The sequence below is a fragment of the Xanthobacter cornucopiae genome (assembly GCF_043195065.2).
GTDB lineage: Bacteria > Pseudomonadota > Alphaproteobacteria > Rhizobiales > Xanthobacteraceae > Xanthobacter.
On the sequence record NZ_JBAFWM020000001.1, the window covers coordinates 28,550 to 44,087 of the forward strand.

Sequence of the window (15,538 nt, forward strand, 5' to 3'; positions counted from 1 at the left end):
GCGGTTCGGCGTGGATACCCGGGACAAGCCCGGGCATGACAGGCGAGTTTACGGTTATGTCCTTTTGAATTTCCAAACGGGCTCTGAGGTACCCCAGTTTCGAATGCCGCCGACGCGGGTTGTAGAAGCGCTCGATGTAATCGAAGACATCGGCACGGGCTTCGTCGCGGGTGAGATAGAGCTTGCGGGCTGTGCGTTCGGTCTTCAGCGTTGAGAAGAAGCTCTCCATTGCCGAGTTGTCCCAGACATTCCCGGCACGGCTCATCGAGCAAGTGATCTCATTGTCAGCCAGAAGCCGCTGGAACTGCTCGCTTGTGTATTGCGATCCCTGGTCCGAGTGATGAAGCAGAGCGTCGGCCTTGCCACGTCGCCAGACCGCCATCATCAGCGCATCCATGACCAGGGAGGCATCCCGCTCGGCCTTCATGGACCAGCCAACGACACGCCGGGAAAACAGGTCGAGGACGGCAGCGACGTAAAGCCAGCCGTCCGCGGTCCAGATATAGGTGAAGTCAGCCAACCACTTCAGGTTTGGCCGGTCGGCCTGGAAGTCGCGGTCGAGAATGTTATCGGCGATGACCGCGCGTTCGCCGTCATCCTTCGGCTTGCCACGGCGCCTGGGCCGCGCCCTCATGGCATTGACCCGCATCAGCCGTTCGATCCGGTGCAGCCCGCAGGCCAGCCCCTCTTCCAGAACATCGCGCCAGACACGGCGCGCGCCGTAGGTCCGGTCGCTGGCCCTGAAGCTTGTTTCGATCGCCATGACGAGCTTCGCGTCATGGATCTCGCGGGCGCTGGTCGGGCGATTGAACCAGGCATGGAAGCCTGAGCGCGAGACCTCCAGGACCTTGCAGAGCCAGCTGACCGGCCAGATGTGGCGGTGTTTGGCGATGAAGACGAACCTCATATCGCCTCGCGCGCGAAAAAAGCCGCGGCCTTCTTGAGGATGTCACCCTCCGCACGCAGCCGCGCGACCTCTTTCTTCAAGGCTGCAATCTCGGCCAGGTCGGCCCGCATCTGCCCGTTCCCAGGAAACGCTGTGGCCGGGGTCGCGGTCAGCTCCCGCATCCAGCGGCGCAGCACGCTCTCCGCCACATCAAGGTCACGGGCCGCCTGCGCTACCGAGACACCCCGATCCGTCACCAGCCTGACGGCCTCGACTTTGAACTCGCGGCTGAATTTCCGCCTCGTCATATCCACTCTCCAGGTCCTTGGTCACGATCTTATCTTCGTGTCCACGAAACCGGCAGCAGCTCAGACACGCTATGGTGCAGGTTCTTCACGGGAGCGCCAAGGCCACGCACGCCGTACGAGCAGAGCTACAGCGATCGAAAGCTCCGGTCGCGGAACTCGCGCGGCGCTACGGGATCAACGAGAAAACCGTGAGGAAGTGGCGTTCCCGTTCGATGGTCGAGGATGAGCCGATGGGGCCCAAGGAGCGGCGAAGCTCTGTCCTGTCCGCCGTCGAAGAGGCTGCGATCGTCGCGCTCCGGGTGCAGGCCCGCCTGCCGCTGGATGACGTCTTCCTCGCCCTGAAGGACGTTATCCCGCATCTGACGCGCTCCTCCCTGCATCGCTGCCTTCAGCGTCATGGCATCTCGCGCCTGCCGAAAGCGGATCGCGAAAAGCCAAAGCGGTTCAAAGCCTACGAGATTGGCTACTTCCACATCGAGATCGCCGAGTTGCATTATGAGGGTGGGAAGGCTTACCTCTTCGTGGCGGTGGATCGGACAAGCGAAGCTCGTTTTCGCCAGGATTTACCGCAAAGCGACAAAACTGGTGGCTGCGGGCTTCCTCAAGGCCCTGACCGGCACCGTTCCGTATCGGATCCATACGGTGCTCACCGACAACGGCGTGCAGTTCATCCCGCACGACAGGAAGGCAGCGGAGGGCTTCGTCAGCCACGTCTTCGGCAGGGTCTGCGCTGAGCGTGGCATCGAGCATCGCTTGACCAAACCCTATCATCCGTGGACCAACGGTCAGGCCGAACGCATGGTGCGCCCCATCAAGGAGGCCACCGTCCGTTCCTTCCACTCTGCTTCTTTGATCGATCTCAGGCGCCATGTCCGCGACTGGCTGCTGGCCTATAACTACGCCAAGCAACTCAAGGCATTGCGTTTCAAAACACCCTTCGAGGCCATCCGGCAGATCGCGACCCAGAAGCCCGAACTCTTCATTCGCCAGCCAAGCCATCACATGCGGGGACTAGACATTTCGAAGAACAGCTCGAACACGCCGGCTTGGCGCAGCCGCCAGAACCGCTTCCAGACGCTGCTCTACAGGCCGAACTCGGCCGGCAGGGCCCACCAGGTGATGTTGTGCACGGTGAAATAGTGCAAGGCCTCGAGGAACTTGCGATCATCGCGCCCCTTGTCGCCCCGCCGCGAGCGGCAGGCGTGGAACACATCCAGCACCACCGCCCAATCCTCATCCGTCATCCGTGTCAGCATGGTCGACCTCGCCAAAAGCCGACCCGCTATGAATCACCGAAACAGCAGGAAGGGAATCCCCTCCGCTTCGACCCCGCCAAATCCGTCCACACCGCCTAGGCGGGGATGCGTTCCAAGCAACCGTTCAGAAACGCCACAATATCATTTGCACGCTGCACCTGCTCTCTCGCTGCAGCCTCTAAGAGCCCGTTTGGAAATTCGCCCAGATGGGCACGCGAAGCCCTTGCAGGCGCTTTATCACCGTCATGGCCGGCTTCGTCCCAGCCATCCACACGGGGAAGCTGGGAGCAATTTTCGGAGGCTATCTCAAGCGGTTCGGCGTGGATACCCGGGACAAGCCCGGGCATGACAGGCGAGTTTACGGTTATGTCCTTTTGAATTTCCAAACGGGCTCTAAGGCCAAGTGTGCCTTAAAAGCAAAATTTGCCCATTTTTCCTCATCATTCAGAACCTCATGCACGATTTTCTCCAGGTCACTGAAGTCAGGTTTACATTCTATGCAATGAGCCCCTTCCTTATATATGTCAAAACCATGTGTCGTCACGAAGTTGGATGTGGGCTTAATCAGGATACAGCCAGCATATAACGCCTCGTAATCCTTCCATGAATACTCACCGTAGCCATATGGAGAAACACATATCTTTGTATCAGACAATATGCTTGCCCAATTTTCTTGACTCAGAGAACGTCCGATGCCTATCAAAATATTTGCATTTTCAATATTAGATAGTACTTTGCAACAATTTTTGCGATGATTTGTTATAATGTCGACATCATAATCAACTGATCCAGAAAATAAGACATCAGAAGTTCTCCTTTTATATTTTTTTAATTTAGAAAATTTTAAATCTTTATAACGTATGCTGTGCGCATATATCTGAAATATAGTTTCAATTTTTTCTAGTTCGCTATCATCAAGCATTGGAAACGGTTCTTCAGGTATATCATCAGATATTAACGTGTGATGGTATCGTCCTTGTACGTGTTTCTTGTTGTATGTTGATTTATCACGAAATCCAGTTTCTTTTGCGTATCCAATAACGTTCTTATTTTTAAGATAATTTCTCCAGCTCATTGGAGCTATTGATGCGCTACCGCTTCGTTCATAAATAATAAATGGCCTATTAACGCGACTGTCTTTACTCTCCATAAGCGCGCGTATCATCTGTGTCTGTATCATTTCCAGGTCTGGATTCTCAATGTCTATACCAATATGCCATCCTAGGTCTGATAATTTATCTTTTACTTCAAACCAGCCATCGAAACGATGTAAATATTTATCTTCGACCGATATTTTTAAGCGCATCATACCCTCATGGCCGTCAGTCCCAGAGGCTTGTGTCAATACATAGCCCCGATTTAAGTGAGCGGACTTTCGCATAGGCAGTGGGGAGTCACAACTGGCGTGTCCGCTGAGAACCTGTTTGGAAATTCGCCCGGGTGGGCACGCGAAGCCCTCGCAGGCGCTTTATCAGCGTCATGGCCGGCTTCGTCCCAGCCATCTACGCGGGGAAGTTGGGAGAACTTTTCGCAAGCTATCTCAAGCGGTTCGGCGTGGATACCCATGCAGAACGCCTTCATCGAGAGCTTCAACGGCCGGCTGCGCGATGAGCTTCTCAACGAGACCCTGTTCTCGGTGCTGAGCCAGGCCTGGGCGGCCCTGGGCAGGTGGCGCTCCGACTACAATGGATCACGCCCGCGCTCTGCCCTCGGCTGGCAGACCCCGGCCGCATTCGCCGCCACCTTCTACCCGCGACGGGATCTGCCGCTGCGCCAAATCAAAAGCTCCGCGCCAGATCCCGCCGCTCACCCGGCCCACAAGCCCAAACCCAACCGTCAGGACGAACTCAAAGCTGGATAAAACTTGGGGGCAACGTCAGATGTCTTGCCGGGATCGACCAATGGCAGGCGCTCGGGGTAGAGGTGCGATGGTCCCGACACGGAGAAAGAAGGGACTTTCTGTTCACCTACGGAAATTTTGTTTACATTGCACTGCTATCACACGCGCTTGGAGTATCGATCAGGTCACCACAAGGAGGCTCGCGTGGAGTGCCGGTCGGCAGGAAACGCCGTGTGTTTGATCCGCTCGCTGAGGGCTATGCCGCGCCGCCGGGCGTGGTCCCTGCGGCCCGACGGGCCGTCCGATGCCCCCCTGGGGCGGAGTCGGGTCTGAGCTGGAGGGCAAATGGGACCTGAGTACCCCCTTTCCGCTGCCTCGCGCGGCGCCGGCGCGGGCGTCGAAGGGGCGTGGCCAGTGTCGTTAAGGTGAATGCTCATGGAAAATGGAACCTCCATCATGACGGATCAAAGCAAAAGTCAGGACGTTGATCTCCCGTTCGGCCTGGAGCAGGCCGGGGCCGTGGCCGAGCATTTGCTGAAGTTCGACACGCCGCAGAGCCTGTTCCTGAGCTACGTGGCGCATAATCCGGGCGTCCGGATCAAGGAAGGCAAGAGCCTGTTCAAGATCATGTCGGCTGTGTCGGAGGTGGGTCATTACATCCTGCCGCAGAAAGTAATTGGACTAATTCAAGGTCGGGATGTCCTCGACTTCGGCTGCGGAACGACCCTGTACGGGGCAGCGTTCCGCGCGCTCGGCGCCCGCTCCTATGTGGGGATCGATCCGGTGATCGATATTTCCCGACGCAAGTTCCGTAGCAGAAAGCAGAAGAGCACCATAAACGTCGGGATTTCGATTGAAAATATTCTGTCACGCATCCCGAATGTCGAGTATTATAACAATGCGGATATTCTTGATAGCCGTAAGTTTGATACAATCATTCTACACACTGTTACTGAATATCTTCAAGACATTGATGCGTTGTTCGCCATCTTCGAAAACGCCCTCCGTCCTGGCGGTAGCATCTGGTTTCTGCATTCGAATTTCTATTCCTGGTCCGGACATCACCAGAACCCGCGCAATATCAAGGAATTCGATCCTCAGAACGAAGAGCACGTCAGGTATGTCGATTGGTCCCACGTCACGTTCGATGCGCCGGACGATCATGTGTTCAAGACCCAGCTCAACCGCATTCGCCTCGACGACCTGAGAAACCTGACACAGCGCCATTTTTCCATTGTCGAATGGACTCCGATCGAGGAGCCGCGGGTGATCCAAATCCGCCTGACGCCGGAGATCGAACAACGGCACAGCGACTTCTCGCGCCTGGATTTGTTGACGAAACAAGTCGTTTGTCTTGCCCAGAAGCCAACGCTATAAGGCGCCAGGAATATCTTCGGGGTCAGGCTGGACCGCGCGGGGGCCGTCCAGCCGGAGCGGGTAAGGGGGCTAGCTGTCCGCATGCTTGAGAGTGTGAATCAACACCAGTTTGATTTCTATGACATTCATGTTTCGGCGGATGGCACTGTCTCCCTGGTCCTTGGCTCCAGCTCCCCGGCGGCGCCGAGCTTCGAAGTGCTCGAAGGCGGCGGGCGCCGGCCGGTCGAAAGCGTCCGGCTGAAGGGATCGGCCGCGCTCAACCTGCTGCGGGTCAGCGACCGGGACGCCGGCTGGCGCCTCGCCGAGCCGCAGTCGGGGGTGACTCTGGGCGTCAATTTTCGCCCGCAGTGGTCGGTGACGGGCGAGGACACGCCCTATGTCCGGGTGGTTGACGCGGACGCGGAGGCCAGCCCGGTCACCATCCGCTTCGCCGATCCGCTGACCGGCCGCGCGGTGCCGCTGCAACCCTTGCGGGCGTATGTGTTCTCTCTGCTGATGGCCGGGCATCGCTGCCGCGGCGAGGTGCAGCTCAGCGTTCTCGACCAGAACGAGCGGCCGCTGAACGTCTATTCCAGGACCGGCGGCCGGCAGATGAAGGGCGGCACGGACCGGGCCCGCTACGACGAGGTGCGCATCGCCTTCGTCACCCCGGCCGATGCCCGCGGCCTGTCGATCAGCGTGGTGAAATCCCCGCGCGACGAGGAGGAAACCTCCACCGCCGCGGACAGCTTCCTGTTCTTCGCCGATCCGGTCCTGATGGCCGACGAGGGCGATGGGCCGGCGCTGCGGCTGCCGGCGGCGGCGCTGGCGCGGGTCCGCGCCGACGACGGCTATGGCCTGCGCCGCCTGGAGATCCCCGGCCCGGGGCCGGACGGCCCGTTCGATCTGGTATTGGTGCAGCCGCATCCGCAGGTGGTCGCCACCGGGCTCGCCCGGCCGGCGCCGGCGCCGGTGGGCGTCAGCAGCATGAGCCTGTCGGGCGCCATGGTGTCGGTGGCCGGCACCCTGGGGGCGCCGGGCCCGGCGCCGGAGCTGGCGGCGTTCGTGGACGGCGTCGAGAGCTGCGGCCTCGACACCCAGGTGGTGGAACAGGCCTTCTTCGCCCGCGGCGAGCTGAACCCGCGCCATCGCGACGGTCGCCGCCACATGGTGGACGTGCGCCTGCGGGCCAGCCGCGAGGTGGTGGCCGGGCGCCGGATGGCCATCGACCTGCCCGAGGACGGCGGCGCCTGGGCGAAGAAGGTCGCCGATGCCGAAGGGCAGGCGCGGCGGGCCGTCAGCGAGGCCGAATTGCTGCGCGCGGGGCTGCGCGAGGCCAAGATGACCTTGAACGCGGCCGCCGGCATCAGCGACAACATCGCGCGGCTGGCGCCGCTGATCCATGAGATCAGCGCCGATTTCGGCCTGATCGAAAAGGCCGGCCTGGTGAAGAAGGCGGCCCCGGCCAAGCCGCGCACGCCGAGCCGCGAGGAGACCCGGCTTGCGTCGTCGTCGCTGTTCGACGCCAAGTGGTACGCCAAGACCTACATGTCGGGCGCCGACGGCGGCCTGCCCCCGGCTGGCCACTATATCGAGGTCGGCGCGGCCAAGGGTTATGCCCCGCATCCGCTGTTCGACGCCGCCTGGTATCGCCGGCGCTATATGTCGAAGGGGGCGAGCGAGCTGCCGTTCCTGCATTTCCTGCGGGAAGGCGTGAAGCGCGAGTACGTGCCGCATCCGCTGTTCGACCTAGCCTGGTTCGCCGCGCGCTACCAGCGCGAGGGCCTGGTCGACTGCATGACCTTCTTCCAGAAGAACGCCTTCGAGAGCGACCTGGACCCGCACCCGCTGTTCGACAGCAAGTGGTATGGAGAAACCTACCCGAAAACCCGCCAGAAGGGGCGGATCGGGGTCCATGACTATATGGAGAGCGGCGCCCAGAAAAAGCTCTGGCCGAACCCGCTGTTCGACCCGGCCTATTATCTGCGGACCTACAAGGATCAGGTCGATCCCAACGTCAATCCGCTGGTGCACTTCATCGAATCCGGCAGCGACAACGGCCTCAATCCCAATCCGTTCTTCTCCTCCGCCTGGTATCGCGCGGTCAATCCGGAGGTGGCGCAGCAGAATTGGATTCCGCTCGCCCATTACCTGCATGTGGGCGGCGCGCGCGGCCTCAATCCCAGCCTGTCGTTCAGCACCGAGGCCTATCTCAAGGCGAACCCCTCCCTCGACCTCACCAAGGACAGCGCCCTGGCCCACGCCCTGCGCGAACGCGCGGTGCAGTCGGGCGCGCAGCGGGCGATGGCGGCGAGCACCCCGGACACCAAGCCGCGGGCCCGGGCCGAGACCCGGCTTCCCTCGGTCAACTGGGTGATCGGGCCGAAGAACAACATCGAATGGGCCTATGGCAACAACGCCAAGCGCTTCATCGAGAACATGCCGCGCTGGAAGCATGAGATCAGCGGCCACAAGGCCGCGGACATCGTGCTGTATTTCGACGTCATCGTCGCCGACCGCTTCGCCGCGCCGGGCACCCGCAAGGTCGTCCGCATCGGCGGGGCGCGCCCCCTCGACCGCATGTTCGGCGACGATCCCGAGCGCCTGCGCGCGGGCCTTGCCGGCTTCGAGGCGGTGATCGCCCTCAGCCCGGAGCTGCTGCGCCGGGTGTCGGAGGTCCATCCCAACGCCATCCTCATTCCCAACGGCCTCGATCTCGACCGCTGGGCGCCGGCGGCGCGCGAGGCCGGCCGGCCGTTCACCGCCGGCTTCGCCGCCAGCGCCGGGTCGAGCGCGGAACGGGACGTGAAGGGCCTCGACATCGCCATCGCCGCCGCCACCGAAGCGGGCGTGCCGCTGCTGCGCACCCACAAGGGGCCCGAACAGATCCCGCACGACCGGATGGGCGAGGATTTCTACGCCAAGATCGACGTGCTGCTGCACCCGGTCGCCCCCGGCCGCGAGGGCAGCTCCAACGTCATCATGGAGGCGCTGGCCTCGGGCGTGCCGGTGATCACCACCACCGGCGCCGGCTACCATGCCGAGCGCCTGACCGACGGGGTCGACGGCTTCATCCGCTCGCGCGACGTGGAAGACATCGTCGCCGCGATCACGGCGCTGCGCGACCAGCCGGGCCTTGCGGCGCGGGTGCGCGAGAACGCCCGGCAGTTCGCCCTCGACCACCATGACATCAAGAAGATCGCCGAGCAGTACGAGGCGGTGTTCCGCGGCGCCCTGGTGCGCGGCGGGTCCGAGCCGGTGCGCAGCGTCGGCTTCTTCCCGTTCTGGAAGCCGACGCCGAACTTCGCCTCCTCGCGCCTGCGCAGCGACTTCCCGGCGGCCCTGCTGGCCCAGGCCCCGAGCCCGCTGGCGGTCACCGACGACGGCGGCACCGACGTCGACGTGGCGCTGGTGATCCAGTCGGCCGAGGAGCCGCTGTACCAGGCGCTGCTGGACAAGCCGGAAACCTTCCTCGTCTACGACGTGTGCGACCGTTATTTCGAGAACCCCAAGGTGTTCAAGATGCCGTCCGGGGAGGTCAACTCCCTGGAGCGCTTCGAGCAGCTGATGGCGCGGGCGAATGCGGTCATCACCCCCACCATCGAGCTGAAGGCCGAGCTGGCCCGGCGCTTCCCCCTGAAGCCGGTCTATTGCGTGCCGGAGATGATCGACTACAGCCGCGGTTTCCGCGACGCCGCGCCGGTGGAGCCGAAGCGGGTGCTGTGGTTCGGCTCGCCGCAGCGCGGCAATTTCGAGTCCGCGCGCTGGATCCTCGACCAGATGACGCGAAGCCACGGCTACGCGCTGCGGATCGTGTCCCGGAAAAGCTATTTCTCGGCCCTGCCGGACTATGCGCCCCATGCCATCGAATGGGCCATGGCCACCTTCCTCGACGAGCTGAAGGCGGCGTCCATCTGCGTCATCTCCCACGCCGAGGAGGAGAAGACCAAGAGCCCCAACCGCTTTGTCACCGCCGTGGCGCACGGCGTGCCGGCGATCGTGGCAAGCTCGCGCCCGTCGGCGCAGATCCTGCGCCAGGCCGGGTGCGACTGGGCCGTGGTCTCCACGGCCGAGGAGCTGGAAGCGGCGGTCCGGCGGCTGGAACAGCCGGGCGAGCGGCGGACCTACCTGCAGAAGGTGCAGGCGGTGATCGAGGCCGAGCACGGCAACCGGGCGGTGCGCGCCGCCTATCTCCAGCTGTTCCTGGACCGCATCCACGACACCCGGCGGGAGAAGCCGCGGCGGGTGGCCTATGTCACCCACAACCTCAACTACGGGGAAGGCGCGCCCAAGAGCCTGTTCGAGGTGGCGCTGGGCCTGAAGGCCCATGCCGGCATCGAGCCGTTCGTCTATTGCACCGCGCCGGGCGCCCTGGCCCAGGCCTATGCCGACGCGGGGGTGAAGGTGCGGACCTTCACCGAGGAAAACCGCCCGCCCATGCGGGTGTTCAACCAGAATTTCGACGCCGTGCGCCGCGACTTCAAGGCGTTCCTGGCCGAGAATGAAATCGACTACGTGATCGCCAACACCATCAAGTCGGCGCCGTTCGCGGCCTTCGCCAATGAGGTGGGCCTGCCGGCCTCCATCATCATCCGCGAGAGCTTCCAGAAGGAAGACCGCTTCAATTATTACACGCCGATGGGGCAGGAGGCGGCGGAGCAGGGCCTGCTGTGCGCCCGCAGCGTCGTCTTCGTGTCGCAGAACACCTCCCAGTTCTGGTCGGACCAGCCGATGACGCCGGACATCCGCCTGATCAAGAATGGCGTCAACGCCGGCCCGTTCGGCCCGGCGCTCGACCTCACCAAGGCCGAGGCCCGCGCCCGGCTCGGCATCGAGGCCGACATCCTGGCGATCTGCGTCGGCACCATCAACGAGCGCAAGGGACAGCTCGAGCTGGCGCATTGGTACCAGGCGCTGCCGGAGGAGATCCGCGCCCGCCTGACCATCATGTTCGTCGGCGCCACCGAGAACACCGGCCTTGAAATCTTCCGGCGCGAATACAACGTGCTGCCGCCGGAAATCCAGAGCAAGCTCCTGGTCGTTTCCACCACCCCGGACATCGGCCTTTACTACCGCGCCAGCGACATCTTCCTCATGAACTCGACGCAGGAGAGCTATCCGCGCTCGACCATGGAAGCGCTGCTGTTCGGCCTGCCGGTGGTGTCCACCCCGGTCTTCGGCGTGCTGGAGCAGGTGGTGGACGGCGACAACGGCTTCATCGTCCCCTACAAGGACGGCGCCGCCTGGCAGCAGGCCATGGGCCGCCTGGTGGGCGACCCGCAGCTGCTCGCGAGCATGTCGGACAATGCCGCCTCTTCCTTCTGGAAGCTGACGACCTATGCCGAGATGCTCAACGACTACCGCTCGATCGTCGCGCCGGGCTGAGGCGGACGCCCCACGCGGGCGCCGTCCGCCGCGCCGGCGGGCGGGCCGCCTTGCTGTGAAAAGAGAGAAAATTATAAATCTTTCATGCTGGACTGCCGGCCGCGCCGCGGTGCACTGAAGACCGCGCCGCGCGGGGCCGGCGACACGGGTCCGGCGAACGGACCCGGCGTTCAGGCCCGTCGAGGGCGCTGACGTGGAGGGACTGAGGGAAATGACGACTCTGACGACGGTATTTTCCAATACCTCCGCATTCCTGAACGGCCTTTTCAAGAAAAAGCCCGCCCGCCCCAAGCTCAAGGAGCCGGTGCGCGAGAGCAAGCAGCCGGCCATGGTGGTGCCGGGATGGTACAGGCCGCATCCGGCGCCCGAGACCAAGCGCTTCCTCACCGGCGACAAGCCGGTGTTTCTCTATATGCCGTGGATCGCCGAGCACACCGACGCCCTCATCGCCCGGCTCGGCACCAATATCGGCTATGAGCTCGTGCCCTTCGACATGTTCCTGGGGATCGAGGACAACGCCACGCGGCGCGAGATTTTCCGTTTCGCCCAGGAAAACACCGACACCTATCGCAAGCTGGTGGTGCGCCGCCTGGTGCAGCTGCGCAAGAACGTGCGCGGTATCATCTTCACATTCGACTGGACACCGGTGACCCATGTCATCGCCAATGTCTGCGAAGAGCTGCAGATTCCGAAGATCCTCATTCCCCATGAGTCCGTCTTCGTCGATCGTGACAAATATTATTGGGACCCGACCGCCAAGGCCTCGATCCCGGTGGCCGACGTGGTGCTGGGCTGGGGCCGGCTGCAGCAGGACATCTTCCTGGAACGCGGCTATCCGGCTGATCGCTTCCGCGCCGTCGGCGCGCCGAAGTTCGACCCCTATGTGAGCTATCAGCCCTTCCTCACCCGCGCCCAGTTCTGCGGCCTCTACGGCCTCAATCCGGACCGCAGGCTGATCCTGTTCGCCACCCAGCCGCTGGATTCCCAGCTCGACACGCGCCTCGCCCGCAAGTCGCAGCGCCAGGCCATCCACGACCTGTTCGCCTATGCCCAGGCCAACGACTGCCAGCTGATGGTGCGCCTGCCGCCGTCCAAGGACGACGTGCTGGGCACCGACCTGCGCCGCCAGCTCACCAAGTCGCCCCTGGGCGCCGTGGACGACGCCCATTGCTACCTGGTCAATCCCGAGGAGGCGCTCTACCACGCCGACGTGGTCTCCTCGGTCAACTCGACCATGCTGTTCGAGGCGGCGCTGCTCGGCCGGCCGGCGCTGTCCATGAAATACGTGGAGTTCGACCAGATCTGGGAGCAGGTGGGCATTCCCGCCGCGCGCAATCCGGACGAGATGGCCGCCCACCTCAAGACCATGCTGGCGGGCGAGTGGACCTATCCGCCGGAGGGCATGGCCTGGGCCGCCGACATGTTCGGCATCGGCAGCTTCGACGGCCGGGCCTCCGCCCGCATCGGCGCCTTCCTCGGCGAGCTGGCGGACAACCCGAACCTTCTCACCCCGCGTCCCAATGCGGTGGAGCGCCTGTTCGCGCGCCAGCGGATCGACGTCCTCGGCGTGCCTCCGGCCACCTTCCTGTCCGAGGCGCGCCAGCCCAACCTGCTCGCCCTGCTGAACGCCCGCACCCGGGTGGACAGCCGCGACAGCATGAGCAACCTGAAATCCATCGCCTCGGTGGACCTGTTCGTGCAATGGGGCGTCGGGCCCAGCGCCGCGGCCACCGAGCAGACCGAGGCCGCCCGCGCCCTCGGCCGCTCCGTGGTGGTGGTGGAGGACGGCTTCATCGGCGCGCCGGAAGGCGACACGGTTCCGGCCATCTCCCTGATCCTCGACGACACCACGGCCTATTACGACGCCACCCGCGCCTCGCGCCTGGAGCGCTGGCTGGCGGGCGAGGCGAGCCTGAGCGCGCCGGAGCAGGCCCGCGCCCGCGCCGCCATCGACAAGCTGGTGGCGACGCGGGTCACCAAGGACAACCGGGCGCCCGACCTCGCCCTCAACATCGGCACCGCCGGCCGCAGGAAGGTGCTGGTGGTGGACCAGGCCATCGGCGACCCGGCGGTGCCGCAGGGCCTTGCCGACGCCACCACCTTCGAGCGCATGCTGCGCGAGGTCATCGCCAATTACGAGGATTGCGACATCCTCGTGAAGCAGCACAGCAACCCGGCGAAGAGCGAGAACGCGAGCTATCTGGAAAGCAGCCGCCTGCCGTTCGCCAAGTTCATGACCAACATTCACCAGGTCAATTTCGACATCAATCCCTATGCCCTCCTCGACTTGGTGGACGAGGTGTTCGTGGTCAGCTCCAACCTCGGCTTCGAGGCGCTGCTCGCGGGCAAGACGGTGCATTGCTACGGCCTCCCCTTCTATGCCGGATGGGGCCTGACCGAGGACCGGGTGACGGTGGAGCGCCGCGCCCGGACGCGCAGCGTCGAGGACGTGTTCCACGCCGCCTACATCCAGCATTCGCGCTACTTCCACCCGCTGCGCCAGGAGGCCGTGGCGTTCGAGGACATCGTCGACTACGTGGTGGAAAATCGGGTGTGAGCCCCGCGCGCCGGGGCTGCTGCCTCTCGGCTGCCCCTCTGGCCCGGTCGGCGGCCGGGCCGATGGCCTTCAGTCCTCGAGACGCAGGATCGCGGTTTGCCGCCCCTGGAGATCGAGCCGGAACGGCGCCGCCGCCGCCGTGCCCGCGCCCGTGGTGCTGGCGATCCAGGCGCCGCGGGCGTGCGCGCCATAGGTGAAGGTGGCGGCGAGCGGCGGCTCGTCCTCGTTGAAGAACAGGAGATGGGTCGCCCCGTCCTGGCGCACCGCGCGCACCCGCAGGCCCGGGACGTTCGAAAGCCCGGTGAAGGGAGAGCCCAGGATGGCGCGGGCGAGGCGCGGCAGGTCCTCCGGCCGGCGCTTCGAGCGAACCCCCGGAAGGTCGAGCACGCCCCCATCCCGGGTCCGCAGCGCCAGCACCCGGCCGGCGGCGGCCAGCGGCGCCAGCTTCGCCCGGGTCTCGTCGGCCAGGGCATCGAGCCCGTCGATGATCACCAGCCGATAGCGCATGCCGGCAATGCCCAGATGCCCGTCCGCGGCGGCGCCGGCCGCCACGTCCGCCGCGGTGATGTAGTTGAAGTCGATCTGGGCGCGATACAATTGCTCGGCGGCGACCCAGCTGCAGGCCTGGCCATCGGTCAGCACCGCGACCTCGCACAGGTGGGTGCCGGCATTCAGCCAGGACAGCAGGGCGCAATGGTGGGCGAACGGGGCAAACTCCGCCCACCAGGAACAGCCGACGCCGCCCACCTGCGGCGGGCGCTCATCGCGCCGCACCCCGCGCACGCTGTAGTAAAAGGCATGGGGGATCAGCATGTTCACGCCGCGGATCAGGCACCAGTCGGCGAGCCAGCCGACATCCGCGAACGTGGTCTCGTGCCCGTAGCCGCCGCAGAACTCGTTGCTGTTCCGGGCCCGGCCATGGTTGGCCATGTAGGACGAGGTCAGTTTCGCCTGGGTCGATTCCGGCCCCGCCAGGGCGCCGCGCTGGTTCGGCAGGATCCGCCGCAACACCAGGTCCTGGCCCGGGATGTGGAAGTATTTCTGCACGTCCATCTGGTCGCCCCGGGCCGGATGGCCGCACAGGGCGAGGCCGTGGCGCGCGCACCAGTCGGCCAGCGGGCGATACCAGGTCTGCTCCAGCCGGGTTTCGATCGCCCGCGCGTAATCGGCCCGGAACCGCAGCGCATCACCGAAATCGTCGAACCAGAGGCGGTCGATGGAGCGGGAGACGTCATAGCCCAGGATCGTGCTCACGACCGGCAGCAGGCCGGTGGTTCCCGGCCGCAGGGTCTTGTCGCGGTTGCGGCCGAGGGCGCTGGGCTCGTCGGTGAAGATGCCGAGGATGGTGTCGCCGAAATGGGCGCCGAACGCCGCGCGATACCGCTCGTAGACCAGTTCGATGACCACCTCGGCGGTGCGCGGGTTGAGGATGTCGCTCGCCGGATGGAGCCCGTCGACGGCGTTGGCCTCGTCGGCATAATGCAGGCCACGGATCTGCGAGCCAGACACGGCGTCGACGACCACGTAGCGCGCGCCGTCGGGACGGGTGAAGGCGGCGACGATGGACGCCCCGGGCGGCGCCGCGTCGGCCGGCCAGAGGCGGAGGCAGCGGCAGGCCAGTTCCGGATGGCGCGCCACCACCTGGCCGGCCGAGGCGCCCGAGGGATACATGCCCTCGTCATACAGGATGACCTTCATGCCCCGCGCCCGCGCGGCCTCGATCGCCACCCCCATGAAATCCAGCAGGCGCGGGCTCATCCAGGCGAGGTCCGGCGGCAGCCCGATGCGCGGGTGCAGCACGAAGCCGTGCACGCCATGCTGTTCGAAATCGGCGATCTGCCGGCAAATCTCGGCGGCGGACAGAGCGTCGTTCCAGAACCAGAACGGCATCAGCGAATAGGGGCGCAGGTGTTCGGGAAGCGGGCCCCCCGCATATCCGGTGCTCATGTC

Annotated in this window: 6 protein-coding genes and 3 pseudogenes; 5 read left to right on the top strand and 4 right to left on the bottom strand. The window is 64.3% G+C overall.

Annotation, left to right across the window (positions count from 1 at the left end):
- Nucleotides 1-85: 85 nt before the first annotated feature.
- Nucleotides 86-1,194 (bottom strand): annotated as a pseudogene (locus tag V5F53_RS21920) (IS3 family transposase); the annotation flags it as partial.
- Nucleotides 1,195-1,265: 71 nt separating this feature from the next.
- Between V5F53_RS21920 and V5F53_RS21925 the strand changes: the two are divergent.
- Nucleotides 1,266-2,205, top strand: a pseudogene (locus V5F53_RS21925) (IS481 family transposase); the annotation flags it as partial.
- 71 nt (nt 2,206-2,276) lie between these two features.
- Here the strand turns inward: V5F53_RS21925 and V5F53_RS21930 are convergent.
- Both V5F53_RS21930 and V5F53_RS21935 read right to left on the bottom strand, forming a co-directional pair.
- Nucleotides 2,277-2,450, bottom strand: coding sequence for a transposase (locus V5F53_RS21930; protein WP_393998867.1), 174 nt, complete (start codon nt 2,448-2,450; stop codon nt 2,277-2,279).
- A gap of 364 nt (nt 2,451-2,814) precedes the next feature.
- On the bottom strand, nt 2,815-3,795 hold the full coding sequence (locus tag V5F53_RS21935) for a hypothetical protein (RefSeq protein ID WP_509213028.1): 981 nt from the start codon (nt 3,793-3,795) through the stop codon (nt 2,815-2,817).
- Nucleotides 3,796-4,011: 216 nt separating this feature from the next.
- Here V5F53_RS21935 and V5F53_RS21940 point away from each other — a divergent pair.
- From V5F53_RS21940 to V5F53_RS21955, 4 genes and pseudogenes are all read left to right on the top strand, one after another.
- Nucleotides 4,012-4,311 (top strand): annotated as a pseudogene (locus V5F53_RS21940) (integrase core domain-containing protein); the annotation flags it as partial.
- A 414-nt stretch (nt 4,312-4,725) separates the two neighbouring features.
- A complete protein-coding gene (locus tag V5F53_RS21945) occupies nt 4,726-5,667 on the top strand; it encodes a class I SAM-dependent methyltransferase (RefSeq protein ID WP_393998712.1) in 942 nt (313 codons plus the stop codon).
- Between the two features lie 81 nt (nt 5,668-5,748).
- Entirely contained in the window at nt 5,749-11,031 is a 5,283-nt protein-coding gene (locus tag V5F53_RS21950; protein WP_393998713.1) for a glycosyltransferase, read from the top strand.
- A gap of 211 nt (nt 11,032-11,242) precedes the next feature.
- Nucleotides 11,243-13,588, top strand: coding sequence for a capsular polysaccharide export protein, LipB/KpsS family (locus tag V5F53_RS21955; protein ID WP_393998714.1), 2,346 nt, complete (start codon nt 11,243-11,245; stop codon nt 13,586-13,588).
- A 69-nt stretch (nt 13,589-13,657) separates the two neighbouring features.
- Here the strand turns inward: V5F53_RS21955 and V5F53_RS21960 are convergent, their stop codons facing one another.
- The gene (locus V5F53_RS21960) at nt 13,658-15,535 is read right to left on the bottom strand and encodes a hypothetical protein (protein ID WP_393998715.1); all 1,878 of its coding nucleotides are present in this window, start codon (nt 15,533-15,535) and stop codon (nt 13,658-13,660) included.
- Between the last annotated feature and the right edge of the window lie 3 nt (nt 15,536-15,538).

Coding starts and splice junctions, on each gene's coding strand:
- V5F53_RS21950 (WP_393998713.1), top strand. CDS start 5,749: ATGCTTGAGAGTGTGAATCAACACCAGTTTGATTTCTATGACATTCAT.
- V5F53_RS21930 (WP_393998867.1), bottom strand. CDS start 2,450: ATGCTGACACGGATGACGGATGAGGATTGGGCGGTGGTGCTGGATGTG.
- V5F53_RS21960 (WP_393998715.1), bottom strand. CDS start 15,535: ATGAGCACCGGATATGCGGGGGGCCCGCTTCCCGAACACCTGCGCCCC.
- V5F53_RS21945 (WP_393998712.1), top strand. CDS start 4,726: ATGGAAAATGGAACCTCCATCATGACGGATCAAAGCAAAAGTCAGGAC.
- V5F53_RS21955 (WP_393998714.1), top strand. CDS start 11,243: ATGACGACTCTGACGACGGTATTTTCCAATACCTCCGCATTCCTGAAC.